The following is a 22,056-nucleotide window of genomic DNA, read 5'->3' as shown; positions in this document are numbered from 1 at the left end:
ATGGGTTAGAAGGTTTAGTCCTTCGGGGAGGGTTATTTAATGACATACAGCTTCACGTTTTGATGCCCAAACCGATTGACAAAGGACTTGCCGCCCGGAATAAAAATATCGATTCTCTTGCCCTTGATCGCACCGCCCATATCGCTGGCTGTCGCCACAAAGCCATGAGCCGGGAGCCCCGGATGGGAGTAACCTGTAACCAGTACCTTAGTGCCCATCGGAATCACGCTCGGATCTACGGCGATGGTGCCCAATTTCAGCGGATTGCCAAAATAATCGACCGCTCCCCATTTGCCGTTTTCACTACCTGACGCTGAATAGGCCGAAGCCTTGACGTTGATCTCTTTGGAGAATGAATAGGTTTTCCCCCATGCCGTTACCTGAGATGCCGACAATTTTGAAACGGCGTTCGACTTCGCCTTAACGGAGGCCGCTTCAACCAATCCGCCATTTACCCCGCTTCCAGGGAGCTTGATCTGTCTGCCTGCATATATGTTATCCGCCGAAATCTCCGGATTTGCTTTCATCAGCGATTGTACGTTAAGTCCGTACGAGTTGGCGATCTTGTAATAGGTATCTCCATCCTTCGCGGTATATACCGCCTCTGCATGTACTGGCACGGTATTCACCATCATGCCGATTCCTGCCGCAATCACTGCTGCTTTGAATAATTTGTTCCAATTCATTCTTTTATGTACCTCCCCATCCCTCAAACATGTCACTCATGTTTAAGCTCTCTGCATATTATCACAAACTTGTAACCTTTTCTTCATGAAAATGTTACCATGCTGTTGCCCTGACACCAAAAAAAGCGGCACCAACCGGTTGTCCGGCGGTGCCGCTTTGTGGTTACAAAACTTTAGCCAAAAAATCCTTGGTCCGTGCATGGCTTGGATTCCCAAATACCTGCTCCGGTGTCCCCTCTTCGATAATCATGCCGTGATCGATGAAAATGATGCGGTCCCCGACCTCGCGCGCAAAGCCCATTTCATGCGTAACAATGACCATCGTCATACCGCGCTCAGCCAGCTTTTTCATGACATCCAGCACTTCACCGACCATTTCGGGATCGAGAGCCGATGTCGGCTCGTCAAACAGCATCACATGCGGTTGCATGGCCAGCGCGCGCGCAATGGCGATCCGCTGCTTCTGGCCACCGGAAAGCTGGCTCGGGTAAGCGTCTCTTTTGTCAGACAGACCGACGGTAGCGAGCAGCTCCTCCGCAATTTTTTCGGCGTCACGCTTATTCATCCCGCGCACCTGAATGGGCGCAATGGTCAGATTCTCCAGCACAGTTTTGTGTGGAAACAGGTTGAAATGCTGGAACACCATGCCCATTTTCTCACGGGTTGCATTGATATTATGCTTTGGCGCGGTGATCAGCTCACCCTCGAACAGAATCTCACCGCCTGTCGGCTGCTCCAGCAGATTCAGGCAGCGCAGAAAGGTGCTTTTCCCCGATCCGCTGGGACCGATCACCACGACAACTTCCCCTTTGCCGATGTCAATGTCAATCCCTTTTAAGATCTCTACTTTACCAAATGCTTTACGAAGATTTTTAACGGATATCACTTGCGCTCAACTTCCTTTCCCATCGGCCCAACAGCTTGGACAATCCAAAAGTCATAATAAAATAAAAGGCGGCGGCAATGAGGTAAGGGCTCATGCCCTGATACGTAATGTTCTTGACAACAGAAGCTTGATACATAATCTCCACCATACCGATGACGGAAATAATAGATGATTCTTTAATAATCGTGATGAATTCATTGCCAATCGCCGGCAGCACCGCTTTGAAGGCCTGCGGCAGGATAATATGGCGCATGGCTTTGCCGCGGTTCATCCCGAGCGAGCGTGCCGCCTCCATCTGGCCACGGTCAACTCCCTGAATGCCTGCCCGGAAGATCTCGGCCAGATAGGCAGAGCTGTTGATCGATAATGTAATGATACCTGATTGAAGCGGTGATAAGTTAATGCCGAAGGTGAGTGCTAGACCGTAATGAATGATCATCAACTGCACAAGCATCGGTGTTCCCCGCAGCAGCTCAACATAGGCGCTACCGATCCAGCGAATGATCCCGATGCCCGACATCCGGATCAGACAAATGAACAGGCCGATGATGAAGCCAAAGAGCACGCCGAGCGCTGACAACAGCAAGGTATACCCTATGCCTGTTGCATAAAAGCCACGGTACTCCCAGAATACATTCCATATACTCAACGCTTTCTCGTCCTTCGTTCCCGCAGAAAGCTGGCTTGCTTCTGTCACCATCCGCTCGATATCCCCGTTATTCTTCAACCGGGTCAGCGTCTCATTCACCGATTGCAGCAGCTCTGTATTTCCCTTTTGAATCCCGATGGCAGCCTGTACTGCCGTTGTGTCAGGAACAGCATCTGCAAGCACAAGCTCATCGCTCAAATAACCGGCGGCAACCGTATCTTCCATGATAACTGCATCGATCCGGTTCGTCTGGAGCTGGAGAATGATATCTGAAATTTTGTCCAGCGAGGTCAGCTTCGCATCCGGAATGCCTTGTCCGATCTCTTCCTGGATCGATCCCTTCTGGACACCGATAGAAGCGCCGCGCAAGCTATCCATTGTTGGAAACCTGCCTTGATCGGCGGCCCTTACCATAATAATCTGCTTGGATTGATAATAATTGTCCGAGAAATCGATGCTCCGTCTGCGTTCCTCCGTTGGGGTCATTCCGGAAATGACCATATCCACTCTACCACTTTGCAGAGCCGGAAGCAGCGCATCAAAGCCCATATCCTCGATAACAAGCTCCTTATTCAGATCCTTGGCAATCTCTTTTGCAATTTCAATATCAAAACCGACGATGGTATCCTTGCCATCAATCGTTTTGTGAAATTCATATGGCGCAAAGTCAGCGCTGGTCCCAAGCACCAGCTTGCCTTCTGTCGCACTTTCCGCGTGAAGCGGCATCCCGGACAGCAAAAAAATAATGCCTGCCAAAAAAAGCGCGGCACAACGTTGTAACTTGTTCAACCTTTTGTCTCCCCTTGTTTTCGTTTATAATTAACACAACTGTGTCATTATAAAGTACAATGCATGATTATGCAATGCATGCACCAGAGGAGGATACATATGATCATTGTACTTGCGATTGCTGTTCTTATTCTTGTGATCATAAGGCTGGTAAAAAAACGTGATACGCGAGCGGTCAAACGGAGAAGACTATTTTATAAGCAGGCCCCTATTCCCGCATCCACCGGCAGCGGAAAGCACGATTCTATCATCGCGTTATGGAACAAACTGGAGCAAGACCTGCCGGCTTCTTACGCCGAGGCGGTCCGCAGCCGAACGCTGCAGGAGCATCCAGATATAAGCGAACAGGAATTCGCCTGGCGCTGGCATGAGCTTAAACGCTTCTTTGTACTCTGTGCCCTGATGAACCGTGTGCCTATGTTCAGCCTCAAGGTAGACGAAATCTGGCATCAGATGCTGATGTTCACGAGAGAGTACGAGCAGTTCAGCAACCGTTATTACGGACGCATGCTGCACCATGCCCCTAATGCCGGCTCTCAGCCGATGCCGAATGAAAGAGCCTGGTTTGATGCTGTTTATGTCCAATGCTTCGGCTGGAATACATATAGCGCAGGTCTGTGGGGACGTTTCTTTACAGAACCGCTGCCGCAAGAGGATTTGGAAATGTATGCGAGCAGGTCCGTCGATCTGGAGCAGGCTTCCCACTGGAACATGCACGGATACCGCAACCGGCCCGAGATCCGGAAGGCGGTGGATTGGCTGCTGCAAAGATTACGAACCCATGTGCATACCGCCAGGAGAAGAAATGACAATGATCTGAGCCCGGTCGATTATTCTCAGTCGGACGCCCTATTCTTTAACACCGTCTGGTTCTCCATGAACGAACCGCAGGATTTTCAGAAGCATATGGTTGATCCGCAGGGCGAGAAGGTCCGCGGCCACTCGGGCTCCAACTGTTCCTCTGCAAGCGGCTGCGGATACTCAGACAGCGGCGATAATGACTCCTCTTCCAGGCATGATAGCTCCAGAGGCCACGACTCCTCCGGCAGTTCCTGCAGCAGTTGTTCATCGTCCAGCAGCGGCTCTTCGTGCAGCAGCAGTGATTAAACCCATGTTCTCAAGTGAATATTAAGGACACAAAGCTTCAAGGCGTACCCTGCTCAAGCACCGATGCAAGGGATACGCCTGTTTTTTGCTTATATTTAGGCTTGGAGGCTACGGTAAATGTCCATATAAGCTTCAGCGGATACCCCCCAACTGTAATCCCCCTTAAAGGCAGTCTGTACGATCCGCTGCCAATGCTCCGGCTGACGAAAAAAAGCGAGGGCTCTGCGGATCGTATGCATCATATCATGCGCGTTGTAATGCTCGAAGCTGAAGCCGTTGCCTTCCCCGGTCAATTCGTTATAAGCATGAACGGTATCGTTCAGGCCGCCTGTCTCCCTCGCAATCGGGATGCTGCCATAACGAAGCGCCAGCAGTTGGCTAATGCCACAGGGTTCAAAACGGGAGGGCATCAGGTACATGTCACTGGCCGCATAAATTTTGCGGGACAGTTCCTCGCTGAATCGGATCTGGGTGGACATTTTCAGCGGATAACGTTCGGCTGCATTGCTGAACCAGCGTTCATAGGAGGGATCACCTGTGCCGAGAACGACAAACTGAAAGTCATCGTAATACATCATCTCATCCAGCACCCGGGTAACCAGATCCAGACCCTTCATATTAACCAGTCGGGTTACCATAGCAATCAACGGGACATCCGGTCGCACGGGCAGTCCGAGCTCCTTCTGCAGCCCGATTTTATTCTCCCGTTTCTTGGTCAGACTGCTGCGATATTTGACATAAATATGCGGATCGCTGGTCGGATTATAGCTTTTTACATCTATACCGTTGACGATGCCGCTTAAACGCCCCTCGTAGCCCAGCTTGCGCAGCAGGCCCTCCATCCCGTATCCGTAAGCTTCAGTTTGAATCTCATGGGCATACGTCGGGCTTACTGTCGTTACATGATCGGAGTAGACAAGACCTGCTTTCATGAAATTCACTCTGCCGTAATGCTCGACACCCTCCATATGAAAGTGCCTGCTGTCCAGACCGAGCAGATCCGTCAACACTTCATACGGAAACTCGCCTTGGTACAACAGATTATGTATGGTGAACACTGTTCTGATCCCTTGATAAAAATCATGGTGGCCGTACTGATCACGCAGCAGCAAAGGGATCATCGCTGTATGCCAGTCATGACAATGGAGAATATCCGGCTTAAATCCCAAGTCCGGAAGCACGTCCAAGATGGCCTTATTCAGGAAGGAAAAACGCTCGCCATCGTCCATATATCCATAAATACCGTCCCTGGCAAAATAGTATTCGTTGTCGACAAAATAGACCTTGACCCCGTCCAGCGTCAGTTGCTCAATACCGCAATATTGATTCCGCCAGCCCATCTGCACCTGCTTCAGAGCGACCTGCTTCATGTTTTTTTGGTATGACTCCGGAATACCCGAATATTTTGGTAAAATCACGCGAACATCGTTGCCTGCCTTGAGCAAGGCCTTCGGCAGAGCTCCTATGACGTCGGCCAACCCCCCGGTTTTGATAAAAGGATGTACTTCAGCGGCGGCAAATAAAATATTCACAGTGGTTTCCTCCTCCTTGATTTGGCTGCAGACTGCGGCTCTGCAGTCTTTCTGCGTACAGGCGCCTTTTTCAGTATAACCATGCTAAGCGGCGGAAGTGTCAATTCAAGACTTTGCGGCTGTCCATGCCAGGGAATCTTGACCGTACGCAGCGTATCCGTGTGGACTGAGCCGCCACCTCCGAATTCCTCCCGGTCGCTATTAAAAATTTCCGCATAGCCGCCTGGGCGTTCCACCCCAATCCGATAATTCACCCGCTCCACAGGCTGGAAGTTGATCAAAATGAGCAAAGCGTCCCCTTTTTTCTTTCCTTTTCGGATGAAGCTAATGACACTCTGCTCCTGATCGTCCGCACTGATCCACTGGTAGCCTTCCCATGCATGATCCAACTCCCACAGCGCCTTTTCCCGCAGATACAGATGATTCAAAGCGACCGTATAACTGTGCAGCTTGCGGTGACTTTCATAATCAAGCAGGAACCAATCCAGCGCCTCCTGGTCCTTCCATTCAATGAACTGGCCGAATTCCCCACCCATAAAAAGCAGTTTTTTGCCCGGCGATGTTATTTGATAGCCGAGTAGTAGCCGCAATCCCGCAAATTTTTGCTCATAAGTGCCTGGCATTTTATCCAGTAAAGATTTTTTGCCATGTACAACCTCATCATGCGATAAAGGGAGCGTAAAATTTTCTGAGTACGCATAACATATAGGAAATGTCAGCAGATTATGACGTCGGGGTCGTTCGTGAAAATCGGTTTCCATGTATTTGAGCGTATCGTTCATCCAGCCCATGTTCCACTTATAGTTAAATCCCAGACCCCCTTCACTCGTCATTCGGGTAACACCCGGCCAAGCACTCGATTCCTCGGCCATCATCATAGCATAGGGATAGTCGTTGAATACCGTCTCATTCAGTTGCTGTAGGAAAGAAATGGCTTCCTCATTCTCGATTCCCCCTTTGGCGTTGCGGCAGAAGCTGCCTTCTTCCTTCTCAAAATCCAGCCTGAGCATGCTTGTTACCGCATCGACCCGCAGACCGTCAATATGATACACATCCATCCAGAAAAGCGCGTTGGAAATAAGGAAAGAGCGAACTTCCGGTTTGCCGAAGTCAAAGGTGAGCGTCCCCCATCCCGGTTTTTCGGCCGTTAGAGGATCGGCATACTCAAAGAGAGGTGATCCGTCGAACAAACGAAGTCCATGCGCATCTTTGGCGAAATGAGCCGGTACCCAATCCAGAATGACGCCAACTCCCGCCTGATGGCATTGATCTACAAAATACATGAAATCATGCGGACTTCCGTATCTGCTCGTTAGCGCAAAATAGCCTGTCAGCTGATATCCCCAGGATAGGTCATAAGGATGTTCGCTAAGGGGCATAATTTCAATGTGTGTGTACCCCATTTCCTGAATATAAGGTACCAGCAAATCTGCGATTTCCCTGTAGGTATAGAAGCTGCCGTCTGCTTTCTGCCGCCATGTGCCCAGGTGAATTTCGTAGATGTTCACCGGCTTGCTGTAAGGATTTCGTTTTTTGCGGCGCCATGCCGCGTCAGACCATGTATACCCGTTCAGCTCAGCCACTACGGAAGCCGTGGCAGGTCTCAGTTCAGCCCGGACTGCGCAGGGGTCAGCTTTTAGGAAACGCTCGCCGTTAGGACTTGTAATGTCATATTTGTAAAAAGTTCCTTCCGTGACCCCCACAAAAAAGCGACTCCACAATCCCGATTCGGGTACCTTATATAAGGAATGGTTCGAGCCGTTCCAATGATTCATGTCCGCTGCAAGACCTACATGCAGCGCATTTGGCGCCCACACGGTGAAGCGGACGCCCTTTTCACCGTTTTCTTCAGTAATATGAGCACCCAGGAAGCGGTAGGCGCTATAATGGGTTCCTTCATGGAACAGATATATATCCTGATCAGAAACCGCTCCGTCAGCCCGCAGACCGGCCGGATGGATGGTATGGGTTGGCTCTTCCAAATGATCACCTGCTTTACATAGTTAAACTATACCTAACTTATTACCCCATTGTGCCCAGTTTGAAAAGGATTTTTGCGGCTGTGATTTTAATCGTTTCAAGAGTGCCTAATTCCGTTTATGTATGTACTACATTGACAAAAATTCGGGAGGGAATCGATTATGTACAATAAAGAATGCATTGCCATGTTACTCGCTGGCGGAGAAGGACGCCGCTTGGCACCGCTGACTTCAATCATAGCCAAACCCGCCGTTCCTTTCGGTGGCAGCTACCGGATTATCGATTTTCCTCTCAGTAACTGCGTAAACTCTGGAATCGATACGGTCGGTGTGTTGACTCAATACGAAGCGGAGTCTCTTCACCAGCATATTGGTGAGGGTGAGCCATGGAGCTTAAATAGCACAGGAGATAAAGGCATAACACTCCTTCCTTCATATCATACAGGCAGCTCCGAATATGTGGGTACGGCCGACGCCATTTATAAAAATCTGGAGTATATCGATCAGCAGAATCCGGAGCATGTGCTCATTCTTTCCGGCGATCATATTTATTATATGGATTATCGTGAAATGCTGGAAGCTCATAAGACGAAAGGAGCTGCCGCTACCATTTCCGTGATGGAGGTGCCTTGGGAGGACGCGAGCCGCTTTGGCGTCTTGACTGCAGATGAGCATAAGCATGTTACCCGGTTCGACGAGAAACCGGCGCTGCCGGAAAGCAACCTGGCCTCCATGGGCATCTATCTGTTCAAATGGAGCTACCTTAAACAGCATTTGATTGAGGATGCGGCGGACGACAGCTCCAGCCATGATTTCGGCAAGGATATTATTCCTAAAATGATCTCTGATGAGGAGCCTGTATGCGTGTATGAATTCCAAGGCTACTGGAAGGATGTGGGCACGGTCCAAAGCTTATGGGATTCCCACATGGACCTGCTTACGGATGCTTGCGAGATTGATTTGAACCGTCAGGACTGGCCGATGTTTACCCGCGAATGGCGGCCCAAGCTCAGCGCACGCAGCAATACCACACCGCGGTTGAACAACTGCCTTGTCCATGACAGTTGCAGCATGGAGGGTACTGCCAACGGCTCTGTTGTCTTCTGTGGTGTAGAGATCGGCAAATCCACCCGGATTACAGACAGTGTCGTGATGCCAAATGCGAAAATCGGCCGCAATGTGATCATTGAGCGGGCAATTATCGGAGAGGGCGCCATCATTAAGGATGGGGCTGTCATTAAGGGATCTGCCAACGAAATTGTTGTTATCGGCCCTTATGAAACCGTCCTTGGTAAACCTGCCGTTCGTCCGCAAGCTACCCGCCTGCTGAAGGATGCATTTGAGAAGAACGCCCGTCGGCGTGCCGAAGGACTTTCATCTTAACAGAAGACATTTCCAGCAAAAAATTTAGATCTTCACAAGATGGGGCTCCCAAAAGGTCAATGGCCTGGGGAGACCCTTTTGTATGCTGAGAAGACTCTGCCGTTGCGTGTATAATCAGCGTTGAGCCGTTATTCTTTGCTCCCACTCTCTGCGAAGAATTCCCATTTCAATGGTGCTCCAATAGCTTTCGCCTATCTTGGCGCACTCCCTCATCAATCCCTCCCGCTGAAAGCCAGCGCGTTCGTAGGCACGAATCGCCGATTCGTTAAAATCAAATACCGCCAAGGTTATGCGGTGGAGCTGCAGACCTGCAAAACCGATGCGCAGCGCTTCTTCGATCAACCTGGTCCCACAGCCTCTGCCTCTGTACTCGGGGTGGCCGATCACCACTTTACCGACCCGCCCCGACAGATTACGTCTGTCCAGTCCAATGGAAATCGTTCCAATTACGTCGCCGGACAAGCCGTGCAGGACTTTGTACACGAGCTTGCCCGAAGCGGCAGAATTGTTGGCATCCTCCATGTACTGCTTCAACATAGCCAGTTGCAACGGATGCTCCCAGGTGGAGCCGCTCCACTGCAATTGAAATTCCGCCGAGCTTGCCCACTGCTGCATGAGCGGTAAATCCTCGTCCAACATATATACCAGTCGCACATCGCTGTCGGTTTCCTGCCTCGGCTGCTTCTCATAAAGGTTGACATGATATTCACCCATATCCGAAATGCCCATAAAGCGGAAGCCCTGCTTCTGATACACCGTGTTCAGCTTCGGATTGTCCGCTCTGCAATCCAGACGAAGTCCCTTCTTCCCCGCATCGGACGCAATATTTTCTGCTGCTCGCAGCAGCCTTTCACCAATGCCCGCCCCGCTATAGCATCTGCGGACTGTCAGCCGGTGCAAATAACCGAAGCTGCTGTCATTGCGGTCCTTCCAATATGCAGAGTCGTCCTCCTGTAATGTGAACATGCCGGCAGGCTCGTCATTAAGATAGGCGATATACACCTTTCTGTTCGCAAAGTATTCGCTGATAAGCTGTTCGGTAAACAAAGAACGGTCCCACTGCTTAATTTGCTGTTCTGACATCCAGCCCGCCGCTTCCTGCAGCAGGGCCGTCACTATGCCAGCCTGCGATGGATCCGCTTCCTGGATATGTAATAACCCCAGCTTCGTAGGGGCTGTATCTACGGTCCTGGCATGATGCATTTTTAGGAGTCCCCGCTTCCTTATGTATATTGATTAACATGATACCAAAAAAAACGGTGTGCTGTACAAGAAGTTTTTCTGCCCGCTTTCAGGATTAAAAAAAATAAAGGACCCTGCGTCCATCGCAGAGTCCTACAAAGCTGATCAATTGGGTTGCTGAGCGGGTTCGGCCTCGCTGATATCGGTCGTGCCGCTCGGCTCTTCCAGCGCGGGAAGCTTTACCGTAACGGTTGTTCCTTGCCCCAGCACGCTGTTCATCAGTAACTCGCCACCGTGACGTTCAACAAACTGCTGAGAAATGGCAAGGCCCAGTCCCGTTCCTCCATTCTGGTGGTCAACCTGGAAGAAGCGGTCCCGCACTTTATGCAGATGCTCCTCACTGATCCCGATGCCTGTATCCTGAATGGACACGGCCATTTGCTGGTCTTCTTTTCTGATCGTGATATAAATAGAGGAGCTTTCATGAGAGAACTTGACTGCATTATCCACGATATTCAGAAATACCTGCTTGAGCCGGTTACCGTCCCCATGGACAAGATATGGCCGTTCCTCAACATCAAGACTAAGCTTGATTTTCTTCAGCTCCGCTTTAGCCCATACATTCAGCATAATCTCCTGAAGCAGCTCCCGCAGATCGACGCTTCCCATAACCAGCTTCATCTCATTGCTCTGTAATTTGGAGAAATCAAGAATTTCTTCCACAAGACCGATCAATCGATCCGTTTCCTTAGAGATAATCTGCATGCCGATTTTGGTCTCATCGGGATCAAATCCCCCGGAGTTGAGCGTCTCGCTCCATCCTTTAATGCTGGTCAAGGGCGTTCGCAGCTCATGGGAAATGGAAGAGATGAAATCATCCTTCACCTGATTGGTATGCACGACCTCCTGCGCCATATAGTTCAGTGTCGAAGCAAGCTCACCGAGCTCATGACGGTAATTGCCCGTAATGCGGACATCAAATTTTCCTTTGGCCATCTGTGCCGACACTTCAGTAATATCATTGAGCGGCCGCACAATGGAGTTGGCCAGACCGATACTGAAAATCAGAACGATCGTCAATACCGCAGCCCCTACACTGATAGACAGCAGCGTAATATAAAAGATTCTGTCGTTTACGGCCTGAAGCGAGGTCACGTAACGAAGAATATAGACTTCATCGCCGCTGATGCCTGACAGCTTTTTGGATACCGCCATCACCTGCTGGCCTGTCCCTGATTGTTTGCCAACCCAACGGCCGGTTCCTCCGGTAAGAGCCTGCGCCACGTCACTGGTCTGAATTTTTCGCTTGGATTCAAAGCCCGAGGAATTGATAATGACGTTTCCCTGCTCGTCGAGTACCTCCAGCAGTGTTCTTTCTATCTTGAAGTTGTTAATCATATTCGCGTTCAGGGATTGCCCCGGCATGCGCAAAGGCTGGGTAAGATCAGACACATAATCCGCATGCAATTCAATATGCCGGTAGATGGTGTCATAATAGTAGGTTCTCATCGCAAATAGGAAAACGACCTCCGCCAGCAGCAGAGCGAGAAACACCACAAAGAAGTAATGCAGGACGATCTGCCTGCGGATTCCTTTCTTAATCATTGACCCTGACCTTTCCATTTATATCCGTGTCCCCATACAGTCTGCAAATAAGCGGGCTCGGACGGATTGGATTCAATCTTCTGGCGCAGCCGCCGGATGTTCACATCCACAATTTTCGGGTCACCCATATACTCCTTGCCCCAGACATGATCCAGCAGCACATCCCTGCTGAGCGGCGTATTTTCTTTTTCCAGGAAAAACTGGATCAGTGAAAACTCAGTCGGTGTCAGTTCAATCGCCTGACCGTTCTTTTTGAATTGCTTGGAGATCAGATCGAGCGTAAACGGGCCGGAATGGAATGACACCCTGGCTGCTGTCTCGCGGTGCACGTTAACCCGTCTTAACAGCGACTGAATGCGTGCAATCAGCTCTGTCGGGCTGAAAGGCTTGCTGACATGGTCGTCCGCGCCTACGGAGAGAGCATATACCTTATCCTGCTCCTGAACCTTGGCTGTCAGAAAAATAATGCCAATCCTTTCATTCGTTTCACGCACTCTGCGGCATACTTCAAAGCCGTCGATGCCCGGCACCATCACATCCAGCAGCGCGATATCTATATCCGGCACCGATGTAAGCAGGTTAAGAGCCTCGTGCCCATCACCTGCTTCCAGCACTTCAAATCCATTGCGCTTCAGGTTAATGACGATAAAACTGCGAATGGATTCTTCATCCTCTAAAATCAAAACTTTACTCACTGCTCTCCTCCCTTTCCGCCGCTGTATTTAACATATTTACGATTTTAGGTTTAAATGCTCCAGACTCTTTGATGCCTACGACCTGGCCGCTCGTACGCACCATCTCCTCCCAATCCCCTTTGTGCTCATCCCATTGTGAAAGCGAGAAAAATTTGATTTCTGCAAGCACTTCACCATTTTCAATCCTTACAAAGCGCAAATAGCGTTTTCTATCGGAGTTGCGGTCAATAGTCACTTTTCCATGCAAATCATTTGGAATGCTTACAATAAACAGGTTTTGGGTATCACGGTACTGCTGCAGCTTGAAAATCGTGCCCCGTTCACCGTCCCACTGGTAAAAGGTTACAAAGTAAGGCACCTCAACCGGATCAGCATCCTCCCAGCCTGCCGGCCGTTCAAGCAGTCCGAATTCGAGAATTCCGTCCTTGTCCACATCTTCACTCAAAATAATGCCGTCCCTGTACGTATGATCCACCAGATCAAGCCGCTGCATCTGGCCGCCCTTCATGATGATAATATTGGAAACCGAAGCGGATTGGGTAATCATCGTATCAATAATCAGCCCCGTCTTATTCTCGGCTACCTGCCCCGCCACCACATTGTACACACTGGATACCTGGCTCTCCAGGTCGAGGCGTCCGATTTCCCGAAAGCCATTGTTATATTGATAGGTTGTTACTGTGAAATATTCGTTGCGCAAAAAAGAAATAATGGTGATATCCGTTACCTTGTCACCATTCAAATCCATCGGTTTTTGCTTGTTATCATCCACCACAAAATGGGAATATGGCATCTGCCAGACGGTCTCCAATGTACCGCCGGTATAGGAATAGACGATCAGGTTGTTCTCAGAATCCTCTTCCCCACGCGAGAAACCGGCCACAATATCGATGGTGCCATCATTCGTCACGTCCACGAGCTTGAACGATTCCAGCACAAGGCCCGCCCCGTTAAAAGTCAGCTTCTTGACCCAGGTGCCGCCTTGATTCTCCAGCAGCATGCCGTGAATGCGCACATTTTCATCTTCAGGTGTCTCATAGAACAAGACGGCTTCCTGAACCCCGTCGTTATTTAAATCGCCCACCCGGATGGAAGTCGTATCCTCCGGATCCCTAGGGCTGACGATTTGATTCCCGGCCAGTTGTGAGGTAATGACACCGTGCAGCTTCTGATTTTCGTCCGGCAGCAGCGGCTCTCTCATCAAGGAAACCGGGTCCGAATCGTTACCAGTGGCGCAGCCAGACAACAGAAAAGCCGTGGCGAGCAAGACCCCTGCGAATGCCAGTGCGCGCAGTTTTGTTAACATGCATTCACTTCCGTTCACAGCATATTTTTCTCCCCGAAAGTTAATCTTCGTCCTTGAACGTCAAAGACGATTTCTCCTCCCTGAAGCCCCCAGATCCGGGAAGCAAAACGCTCGGCCGTTTCCAGCGGAAGCACGCTGATGACGGTGATCCGCTCCTGCTTGCACAGCGTCCGCAGCGTGTCGAGCACACGGTCTGCTGCGGCAGGATCAAGGCCGTTAACCGGCTCATCCGCCAAAATGACCTTAGCACCGTGCACCAGCGCGCGGGCTATGGCCACCCGCTGCCGCTCTCCTCCGCTTAGTTTCTCGCATTTATCATGCGCTTTATCCAACAGTCCGAGCTGTTCAAGCGTGTCCATTGCTCCCATATAATCATCGGAACGGACCATCCCCGTGATCATTCTCCAGACAGGGGTCTGGCCCGCTCTTCCGATCAATACGTTTTTAAGTGCGGTCCGGTTCAGATTCACATACGGATTCTGCTCCAGAAACGCCCACTCCTGTCTTTGCTTAAGCTTCCCGGAAATTCCCTGCTTAAGTATATCCTCTCCGTTTATTATCAAACTGCCGCCGTCCCACGTTTCCTTCAATGCAAGACAGCGCAGCAATGTGCTTTTGCCGCTTCCGCTTGGTCCCACAAGCGATATAAATTCACCGGACTGGATGTCCGCGCTTATATTGCGCAGCACTGGAATTCTGTCCGCTCCGACATGTTTGGTGAGCTGCCTTATTCTGATCATCGGATATTCCCCTTCTGTCCGCATCAACGTATTTGAAGACCAGCTTCTTTCCCTAGTTTATTGTAAACAAAGATCAATTTCCATGCAAACGAATGTTCCTGAATATGGATCACTACATAGGTCGAGCGACATCGCCTGATGCGGACCGCCGGAACAGTCCCCCGAGCAGACCGAACAAAACATAGCTTCCTCCCAGCAGCCAAAACATGCCGCCCAGCGGGCCAAAGTCAAGAACGGCGCCCCCTATATTGGGACCGACAATGCTGCCCAGACTAAAATGAAATGAGGCGATGACGTTCGCTGCAGCCAGCATCGACCTCGGCAACATGTCGGCCGCATACGCCAGACCAAGCGAGAAAAAGGAGCCGACCAAGCCGCCAGCCACCGTCAGCAGCACTAGATTCCAGCCAAATTGGGTTCCTGCCAGCGGAACCAGCATGAAGATCAGCCCCCCGGCAATCCCGGTAAACATCAGAATGTTCTTGCGTCCTAGCCGGTCGCTCAGCAGGCCAAGCGGCATCTGCAGCAGCAATCCGCCTAATCCGATAAACGGCAGCAGCGTTGAAATCTGTCCGTTATCCATCCCCAGCCGCAGGCCGTAAACCGGGAAATTGCTGTTGAGGCTCGCCTCCATATAACCATACAGGAAGGCGGGCAGCAGTGCGTACCATGCCCATGCATAGCTGAGCCTGAAACGTCCTGTCCGCTTCTCTTCCCCCTCCTGCCTGACCGGCTTGGAGTCCGGAAGCTTCCATAGCACCAGTAGAAGCACAAGCAGGAACAGACCGGAAAGGACCGCAAACGGCACGAGCACTCCGAAATCCAGCAGCTTAATGCCCAGCGGGCCGATGCTGAATCCAAGACCGTACGACATGCCGTAAAATGAAATATTGCGTCCTCTGTGTTCGGCTGGTGTCATCAGAAGCACCCACAACTGTGCCGCATAATTCAGCGCGCTATCACCGATGCCTACGGCCAGACGAAGAAGAAACCACAGCTTGATATCAGGCACGAGCGGAAAAATCATCAGCGTGACCAGCACGAGCGCAAGCCCGCCGGCCATCAGCTTTTTGAAGCCGATCCTCCCCAGCACTCTTTCCGCGATCAGGGTCATTCCGAAGGACCCAATATACAGGGCCGCGGCGTTCAGCCCGTTCAGCGATGAGGAGACACCCATTTTCTCCAGAAAAATGGACAGCACAGGTAGAAGGAGACCCTGGCTCAAACCCGCGACAATAATGACGGATATCAGAATAAAATATTGCAGCCTCATGGACGATGGCGCTCTAGGATGCGAAGAAGACGACAAAAAATAACCTCCCTGGACAAAAATAAATCGTCACTCATGTCCCGCCTACTAAATTAATCTCAGTAAGCCGGGTCACTGATGACGACACGGTAAGTTCATATTATAGTGGACAACGTCCGGCAAAACAAGCGATAATGAGTGTTGACGCAATATTTCAAGGTTACAATAGTAGGCTGTTTGACAGGAGGCATTTTGTCGCATGAGCTACGAGGTCAAAATTGACGCATCTCCGATATATGAGCTGCTCGGAAGCTTTATGGTATACGTCACAAAAAAATGGGTACGGGATCTGGATCTCGGAATCGCATGGATTGAGCAGGTAGATCACAAACTATCTTCTGAAGTTAAACATGCAATCGACGCAGCCAGAGAGCTGCCCTTTAATGATTACGATGTTCTATATGCATGGGCCTTTTCCAGGCCGGGATGCAATGAAATCGCAGATTTTCTAACCTACCTGGACAGCAGTAACGACCAGTCTCTGCATGAGCAAATCTTTCATCATCTGCCATTTCTGACGCTGGAGGAATCCGTCAGAATCCGGCGTGTTTATGTCCCCCTTCTCCGCGCGTGGGACAAGGAGTATTTTCGTCAGCAAGAAGGGGAGCTGCGGGCCATCGCTTTTGAGGATGCCGAGGAGAAAAAAAGGCTGTTGGGTAAAATGGACCCGGATGCCCTCGTGGAGTATGCCACGGCCGGGTTAGTGGTCCCCCCGCTGCAGGACCTGGATACGGTCGTTCTTTTTCCGAGTGTGCACAATCGGCCCATTAATACGTACTGCTTTTACAGCAGGATGCTGCTGATCCAGTATCCTGTCGACATCCCCGAAGAAGACGAGAATGAGCCGCCTACGATCTTATTAAGATTAACCCAGGCTGTGGCGGACCCGCAGCGTCTGCGCCTGCTCCGTTACTTCGCCGGCAAGCCCAGATCGCTGTCTGACATGCGCCGGGATTTAAAACAGCCGGATGAAGAGCTTATGTCTGATCTGATGATTCTTAGAGTGGCCGGGTTGTTGCGTATTCACATCGGCCGGTATGGCAAGGAACAGTTCAGCATACGCCCCGAGGGCAGCTCGGATCTGCAAATGTTTTTGGAATCATACGTCCGGATTTGACCCATTGTGTATCCGGTCGTCAGGGAGGAAATCAATAGATTATGATACCACAGCAGCAAATTATATTTGATTTGGACGATACACTAATATACTGCAACAAGTACTTTGATCTGATTCTTGACCAGTTTTACGAGACCCTTCAGGAATGGTTTGCAGGAGAGCGCCTGACCACTGAGGAAATCCGCGAGAAGCAGATCGAAATTGATGTGGCCGGTGTGAACAAACTTGGCTTTGCCAGCGAACATTTTCCCCGATCGTTGATTGAAACGTATCTGTATTTCTGCCGAGCCTACAAGCGCGAGCCCGTGAAAACAGAAGAGGAACAGCTCCTCTTGCTGGGAAGAAGCGTATATGATCAGGAAGTGGAGCCTTATCCCGGCATGGTGGAAACCCTTGAGTCCCTGTCAAAAGCCGGTCATATTCTATATTTGTACACCGGTGGAGAACCTGCAATACAGCAGAGAAAGATTGACAAGATGAAGCTGGCCAGCTACTTCGAAGACCGGATTTTCATCCGCCAGCACAAAAATGTGGAGGCTCTCGAGGAGATCCTGCGATTAAACCAGTTTGACCGCAGCGTGACCTGGATGATTGGCAACTCGCTGCGCACAGACATCTCACCGGCGCTCGAAGCGGGAATCCATGCGATCTATCTGAAGCAGGAGAAGGAATGGGTCTATAACATGGTTGAGCTGCAGCAGAAGCCAGCCTCCGTGATGTATACGATCAACACCCTTACAGAAGTTCCGCGTGTGATCCATGAAAGCATTCAAATCCACCAGCAAAAAAAGACCCTCGGCTAGGGTCTTTTTTTGCGCTACAGACAATAATCTAGGTCAGCAGCAGCTTGAGTTGGCGCAAATACGAGCGCAGCTCCGGAACAGCCTCAAGATGAGCCTTACCCATTATGACCTGTTCTTCTTTGTTCATGGCTTGTCCCCCCACCCGTTATTCCCTTTGAACTCCCAGTCTGCCGGTCGGCGCATCCTCCAGTACAATTCTGGCTTTCACAGCCGAGCCGTCGGCCCGTTTGAACGTCAGCAACTGGGTCTGGCCTTTGCTCAGTAGCGATTTCAGCATCGATTCCGACAGCCTTTTGCCTTTGTACTCCTTCCAGATGACAAAACCGCAGCCCTGCTTGAAATGGGTGCAGCCATATCCCTTCCGTCCTTCTATGACCGTTCCTCCGCAGCCTGGACGGGGACAGTCCCCAAGCTTGGCCCGCTCGGCCGGCAGGGTCGCTGTCGTGGCGGCGCTGCTTCGAGCGCTTCCCGAACTTCCTGCTCTTCCGGTCCCTGAACCGCCAATACGCCCTTTGCGCGTCCGACTGCCACTTTCCGTGCCGAAAGAATCCGCAGAAGCCGGTGCTTGTCTCCTCACCTTTTCAATGACCGAAAACGTAAATTTCTTTACATTTTCCATGAACTTCTCCTGGGCAGCCTCTCCCTTGGAGATCTGGTTCAATCTGCGCTCCCATTGTCCGGTCATTTCCGGACTCGCCAGCAGTTCTACTCCGGCATGCCGGATGAGTTCGATGGCCGTCTTTCCCTTTTCCGTGACCAGAATACGCTTGCCATTCATCTCGATGTAACCGACCTTCTTGAGCCGCTCAATGGTGGCAGCTCTGGTGGCAGGCGTACCGAGACCGGCATCCTTCATCACCTCGCGCAGCTCCTCATCCTCCATCTGCTTACCAGCGCTTTCCATCGCTTTCAGCAAAGTGCCTTCCGTGTAGCTTTTAGGAGGCTGGGTCGCCTTCTCCTTCGCCTCTGATTTGGTACACTCGACCGGCCGGGAGGCATCGAGTTCAAAATGTCCTTCCGTCCACTCTTCCGTCTCTTCTTCCTCATCCTTTTTGCCACGCTTGCCTGAATTCTTCTCTTTGTCCGGCGAGGCTTCGAGCACAACCTTCCAACCAAGTGAAACGAGCTCCTTGATGCCCGTTTTGAATGTATGCTGCTCCACCCGCGTCAGCACGGTGTGCACCTTGTATTCCGCTGGCGGATAGAAGTGGGACAGGAAGCGGCGTACTACTAGATCGTAGACGTTCTGCTCTTCCTTGCTGAGTGTGCCTGCTTTTTTCAACGTCGGAAGAATTGCATGGTGGTCCTCAACCCTGGCCGGATTGCATACCGATTTATTTTGTTTATGAACAATTCCCGCATTGGCATTAAGCGCAAGCTCAGCATACGGACCCGCTTTCAGCATATGAAGTGTTTTATGCATGCCCTCGATATTTTGCTCCGTCACATAATTGGAGTTCGTTCTCGGGTAAGTAATCACCTTATGACGCTCATACAAAGCCTGCGCAAGATCCAGCGTTTTTTTGGCCGAATATCCGTATTTGGCGTTAGCCTCACGCTGCAGCAGGGTTAAGTCATACAGTTTGAAGGGATACTCCTTAGTCGGCTTCACCTCATACTTTGAAATGCTGCCTGTTTTCCCTTTAACTGCGGCAGCAATTTCCGCTGCTTTCGCTTGCTCGGTCAAGCGTTCCCCCTGCCACATGCCTCTATATTCGGTCTGTCCCTGTTTAAAATACCCCAGCACATCGTAAAAGGTCTGGCTTTCAAACGCAGCGATCTCCTTCTCACGATCATAAATCAGGGCCAGCACAGGTGTCTGCACCCTTCCGACAGAAAGCAGCGCATTATGCCGGGTCGTAAAAGCGCGCGAAGCGTTCATGCCAATCAACCAGTCAGCTTCACTGCGTGCACGAGCCGCCTGGGTTAAGTTTTCATACTCCGAGGCATCCTTCAAATTCGAGAAGCCCTGAGAAATGCTTGCAGCCGTCAGATCCGAAATCCACAGCCGCTTTACGGGCTGGCGTAGCTTTAGTTGCTGCTGGATTAGAGCGAAAATATACTGGCCCTCACGCCCTGCATCACAGGCATTAACAATAGCATTGCAGCGTTTGGCCAGCTCCTTGATCGTTTTCAACTGATCCTTGGTCTTCGGATTCGGAACAATTTTGAAATGCTCCGGTATAATCGGCAGATCATTGATATTCCAACGCTTGTATTTCGGGTCATAAGCATCCGGCTCGGCAAGTCCCAGCAAATGCCCAATGGCCCAGGTTACAATGTAACGCTCGCCTTCAAGATAACTGCGGTTGTTCTTGGCACGTGGTTCGATTACAGCCGCGATCGTCCGTCCCATGTCAGGCTTCTCAGCTATCACCAGCGTCTTCATCTACTTCTTCCTCCCTGCGCCTGCAGCTCAGCAGGCTTAACCCTATCCGTTTAGAAGCAAAAAAAGCCTTCGTATATGAAAGCTTCATGCCATGATTACAATCTATTATACCACAGAAGAAGATCCTCCTAAAGGAAAAACAAAGCACAGTAAAGTGATGTTTATGTAATATTAAATAACATATATAAGGAGGTCTAATAGACAACCACCGCAACCTCAAATTTATTTTCATTTTCAGCACATATTTTGTGGATAACGCAGAAGTTGTATGTTATATTTAATGACAATAAAAGATATTAAAAAGACCCCGCTCATGCGGAGTCTCATAACAGAATCAGTAGTATTGACGATGGCTAGACTCAAACTAGCACGGTCGAGCCCATCAGATATTTATCCACTTCACGGGCCACTTCTCTGCCTTCATGAATGGCCCAGACGACCAGACTTTGCCCACGACGCATGTCACCGGCAGCGAACACTTTATCCACATTGGTTACATACTTGCCGTAACGGGCTTTAACGTTCGAACGGCGATCCGTTTCCAAGCCTATCTGTTCAACAATAGTTTGCTCGGGACCATCAAATCCGATTGCGATCAAGGCCATTTGAGCTGGGAATACACGCTCTGTGCCAGGAATCGCTTGGTAGATCTTCCGTCCTGTTTCATCGACAATACGCTGAATTTGTACGGTATGCAGCTCTTTCAGGCTGCCGTTCTCATCTCCGACAAATTTCGTTGTCATGATAGAGAACTCACGCGGATCATCGCCAAAAATCGCCTTCGCTTCTTCCTGGGCATAATCGAGCTGATACACGTTCGGGAATTGCGGCCATGGATTGGCGATAGGGTCACGCTCCAGTGGTGCCTTGTTGTGCGTACCAAATTGGGTCACGCTACGACAGCCATGACGCAGCGATGTGGCTACACAGTCCGAACCGGTATCACCACCACCGATGACAATAACATCCTTGCCTTCAGCACTAATGAAATTACCGTCTTCCAGACCGGAATCCAGATAGCTCTTGATCGTGCCGTTCAGGTAATCCATTGCATAATGGACACCGTTCAAATCGCTGCCTTCAATGTTAAATTCCCTCGGTTTCGTTGCTCCTCCGCATAAAACTACCGCATCATACTCATCCACCAACTGCTGTGAAGAAATATCCTTACCGATTTCCGTACCAGTAATAAATTTTATCCCTTCCGCCTCCAGCAGATCCACACGACGCTGCACAATCTTCTTATCCAGCTTCATGCTTGGAATGCCATACATCAGAAGTCCGCCGACACGATCGGCACGCTCGTACACGGTTACGCTGTGACCGGCTTTGTTAAGCTGCGCAGCAGCAGCCAAACCTGCAGGACCGGACCCTACGACAGCGACACGCTTGCCTGTGCGCTTTTCAGGAGGATTCGGGACAACCCAGCCTTCTTCAAAGCCCTTCTCAATAATCGCTTCTTCAATCGTCTTAATCGTCACAGGCTGTCCGATCAGACCGACGGTACACGAACCCTCGCATGGAGCGGGACACACACGACCGGTGAACTCGGGAAAATTATTCGTCTTGTGCAGACGATCAAGCGCCTCTCTCCAAAGTCCGCGGTATACAAGATTATTCCACTCAGGAATGAGATTGTGAACAGGACAACCATAAGTGCTGCCGGCCATATCCAAGCCAGTATGGCAATAAGGGGTTCCGCAGTCCATACAACGGGCACCCTGCGTGCGCAATTCTTCTTCGCTCAAATGCTTATGGAATTCTTCCCAGTCCTTCACCCGTTCCAGCGGGTCACGGTCAGCAGGAAGCTGTCTCTTATACTCCATAAACCCTGTTGGTGTAGACATCTTACGTTCCCCCATCTCCTCTTATCTGTGCCCGCTTCACGAACATTCCACC

At 50.5% G+C, this 22,056-nt stretch carries 17 protein-coding genes; 4 read left to right on the top strand and 13 right to left on the bottom strand.

What is annotated here, in order from left to right; all coding sequences use genetic code 11:
- Positions 1–32: 32 nt before the first annotated feature.
- The 3 genes from OIN60_RS18150 to OIN60_RS18140 form a co-directional block, all read right to left on the bottom strand.
- Positions 33–686, bottom strand: coding sequence for a 3D domain-containing protein (locus OIN60_RS18150; protein WP_305756283.1), 654 nt, complete (start codon positions 684–686; stop codon positions 33–35).
- Between the two features lie 163 nt (positions 687–849).
- Positions 850–1,572: an amino acid ABC transporter ATP-binding protein gene (locus tag OIN60_RS18145; RefSeq protein ID WP_305756282.1), complete on the bottom strand. Its 723-nt coding sequence runs from the start codon at positions 1,570–1,572 to the stop codon at positions 850–852.
- Complete coding sequence (locus OIN60_RS18140; protein ID WP_305756281.1) at positions 1,559–3,010, bottom strand: ABC transporter substrate-binding protein/permease; 1,452 nt, start codon at positions 3,008–3,010, stop codon at positions 1,559–1,561. The genes OIN60_RS18145 and OIN60_RS18140 overlap by 14 nt, the downstream gene beginning before the upstream one ends.
- Positions 3,011–3,109: 99 nt before the next feature.
- On the opposite strand from OIN60_RS18140, the gene OIN60_RS18135 reads away from it, so the two are divergent.
- Positions 3,110–4,117: a UCP032817 domain-containing protein gene (locus OIN60_RS18135; RefSeq protein ID WP_305756280.1), complete on the top strand. Its 1,008-nt coding sequence runs from the start codon at positions 3,110–3,112 to the stop codon at positions 4,115–4,117.
- A gap of 95 nt (positions 4,118–4,212) precedes the next feature.
- Here the strand turns inward: OIN60_RS18135 and glgA are convergent, their stop codons facing one another.
- Entirely contained in the window at positions 4,213–5,649 is a 1,437-nt protein-coding gene (gene glgA / locus OIN60_RS18130; RefSeq protein ID WP_305756279.1) for a glycogen synthase GlgA, read from the bottom strand.
- A complete protein-coding gene (gene glgB / locus OIN60_RS18125) occupies positions 5,646–7,631 on the bottom strand; it encodes a 1,4-alpha-glucan branching protein GlgB (protein WP_305756278.1) in 1,986 nt (661 codons plus the stop codon). Before glgB ends, glgA begins: the two co-directional genes overlap by 4 nt.
- 159 nt (positions 7,632–7,790) lie before the next feature.
- On the opposite strand from glgB, the gene OIN60_RS18120 reads away from it, so the two are divergent.
- On the top strand, positions 7,791–9,011 hold the full coding sequence (locus OIN60_RS18120; RefSeq protein WP_305756277.1) for a glucose-1-phosphate adenylyltransferase: 1,221 nt from the start codon (positions 7,791–7,793) through the stop codon (positions 9,009–9,011).
- 114 nt (positions 9,012–9,125) lie between these two features.
- Here OIN60_RS18120 and OIN60_RS18115 read toward each other — a convergent pair whose 3' ends face one another.
- From OIN60_RS18115 to OIN60_RS18090, 6 genes are all read right to left on the bottom strand, one after another.
- On the bottom strand, positions 9,126–10,214 hold the full coding sequence (locus OIN60_RS18115) for a GNAT family N-acetyltransferase (protein WP_305756276.1): 1,089 nt from the start codon (positions 10,212–10,214) through the stop codon (positions 9,126–9,128).
- Positions 10,215–10,358: 144 nt separating this feature from the next.
- A complete protein-coding gene (locus tag OIN60_RS18110; protein WP_305756275.1) occupies positions 10,359–11,798 on the bottom strand; it encodes a sensor histidine kinase in 1,440 nt (479 codons plus the stop codon).
- A complete protein-coding gene (locus tag OIN60_RS18105) occupies positions 11,795–12,493 on the bottom strand; it encodes a response regulator transcription factor (RefSeq protein WP_305756274.1) in 699 nt (232 codons plus the stop codon). Before OIN60_RS18105 ends, OIN60_RS18110 begins: the two co-directional genes overlap by 4 nt.
- A complete protein-coding gene (locus OIN60_RS18100) occupies positions 12,486–13,799 on the bottom strand; it encodes a hypothetical protein (protein ID WP_305756273.1) in 1,314 nt (437 codons plus the stop codon). The genes OIN60_RS18105 and OIN60_RS18100 overlap by 8 nt, the downstream gene beginning before the upstream one ends.
- A gap of 14 nt (positions 13,800–13,813) precedes the next feature.
- Entirely contained in the window at positions 13,814–14,539 is a 726-nt protein-coding gene (locus OIN60_RS18095; RefSeq protein WP_305756272.1) for a phosphonate ABC transporter ATP-binding protein, read from the bottom strand.
- A 112-nt stretch (positions 14,540–14,651) separates the two neighbouring features.
- Positions 14,652–15,812 carry an MFS transporter gene (locus OIN60_RS18090; RefSeq protein WP_305756475.1) on the bottom strand — a complete coding sequence of 387 codons (1,161 nt, stop codon included), beginning with the start codon at positions 15,810–15,812 and terminating at the stop codon, positions 14,652–14,654.
- 235 nt (positions 15,813–16,047) lie between these two features.
- Here OIN60_RS18090 and OIN60_RS18085 point away from each other — a divergent pair, with 235 nt between their 5' ends.
- Together OIN60_RS18085 and OIN60_RS18080 are read left to right on the top strand one after the other, a co-directional pair.
- Positions 16,048–16,965, top strand: a complete 918-nt coding sequence (locus OIN60_RS18085) for an ArsR family transcriptional regulator (protein ID WP_305756271.1) — start codon at positions 16,048–16,050, stop codon at positions 16,963–16,965.
- A gap of 41 nt (positions 16,966–17,006) precedes the next feature.
- Positions 17,007–17,768, top strand: coding sequence for an HAD family hydrolase (locus OIN60_RS18080; protein WP_370872534.1), 762 nt, complete (start codon positions 17,007–17,009; stop codon positions 17,766–17,768).
- A gap of 145 nt (positions 17,769–17,913) precedes the next feature.
- Here OIN60_RS18080 and OIN60_RS18075 read toward each other — a convergent pair whose 3' ends face one another.
- Together OIN60_RS18075 and OIN60_RS18070 are read right to left on the bottom strand one after the other, a co-directional pair.
- Positions 17,914–20,157 carry a type IA DNA topoisomerase gene (locus tag OIN60_RS18075; protein ID WP_305756270.1) on the bottom strand — a complete coding sequence of 748 codons (2,244 nt, stop codon included), beginning with the start codon at positions 20,155–20,157 and terminating at the stop codon, positions 17,914–17,916.
- A 359-nt stretch (positions 20,158–20,516) separates the two neighbouring features.
- Positions 20,517–22,004 (bottom strand): glutamate synthase subunit beta, encoded by a 1,488-nt coding sequence (locus OIN60_RS18070; protein ID WP_305756269.1) that lies wholly within the window; start codon positions 22,002–22,004, stop codon positions 20,517–20,519.
- Between the last annotated feature and the right edge of the window lie 52 nt (positions 22,005–22,056).

It is taken from the genome of Paenibacillus zeirhizosphaerae (assembly GCF_030705605.1).
GTDB lineage: Bacteria > Bacillota > Bacilli > Paenibacillales > Paenibacillaceae > Paenibacillus > Paenibacillus zeirhizosphaerae.
The sequence above is the reverse complement of the archived record's forward strand: the minus strand, read 5'-3'. Positions and strand labels throughout refer to the sequence as shown.

What these genes read in the sequence shown, in the direction of transcription:
- OIN60_RS18150 (WP_305756283.1), bottom strand. Translation starts at nt 686, where the DNA reads ATGAATTGGAACAAATTATTCAAAGCAGCAGTGATTGCGGCAGGAATC.
- OIN60_RS18135 (WP_305756280.1), top strand. Translation starts at nt 3,110, where the DNA reads ATGATCATTGTACTTGCGATTGCTGTTCTTATTCTTGTGATCATAAGG.
- OIN60_RS18120 (WP_305756277.1), top strand. Translation starts at nt 7,791, where the DNA reads ATGTACAATAAAGAATGCATTGCCATGTTACTCGCTGGCGGAGAAGGA.
- OIN60_RS18115 (WP_305756276.1), bottom strand. Translation starts at nt 10,214, where the DNA reads ATGCATCATGCCAGGACCGTAGATACAGCCCCTACGAAGCTGGGGTTA.
- OIN60_RS18110 (WP_305756275.1), bottom strand. Translation starts at nt 11,798, where the DNA reads ATGATTAAGAAAGGAATCCGCAGGCAGATCGTCCTGCATTACTTCTTT.
- OIN60_RS18100 (WP_305756273.1), bottom strand. Translation starts at nt 13,799, where the DNA reads ATGTTAACAAAACTGCGCGCACTGGCATTCGCAGGGGTCTTGCTCGCC.
- OIN60_RS18095 (WP_305756272.1), bottom strand. Translation starts at nt 14,539, where the DNA reads ATGATCAGAATAAGGCAGCTCACCAAACATGTCGGAGCGGACAGAATT.
- OIN60_RS18090 (WP_305756475.1), bottom strand. Translation starts at nt 15,812, where the DNA reads ATGAGGCTGCAATATTTTATTCTGATATCCGTCATTATTGTCGCGGGT.
- OIN60_RS18085 (WP_305756271.1), top strand. Translation starts at nt 16,048, where the DNA reads ATGAGCTACGAGGTCAAAATTGACGCATCTCCGATATATGAGCTGCTC.
- OIN60_RS18080 (WP_370872534.1), top strand. Translation starts at nt 17,007, where the DNA reads ATGATACCACAGCAGCAAATTATATTTGATTTGGACGATACACTAATA.
- OIN60_RS18075 (WP_305756270.1), bottom strand. Translation starts at nt 20,157, where the DNA reads ATGAAGACGCTGGTGATAGCTGAGAAGCCTGACATGGGACGGACGATC.
- OIN60_RS18070 (WP_305756269.1), bottom strand. Translation starts at nt 22,004, where the DNA reads ATGTCTACACCAACAGGGTTTATGGAGTATAAGAGACAGCTTCCTGCT.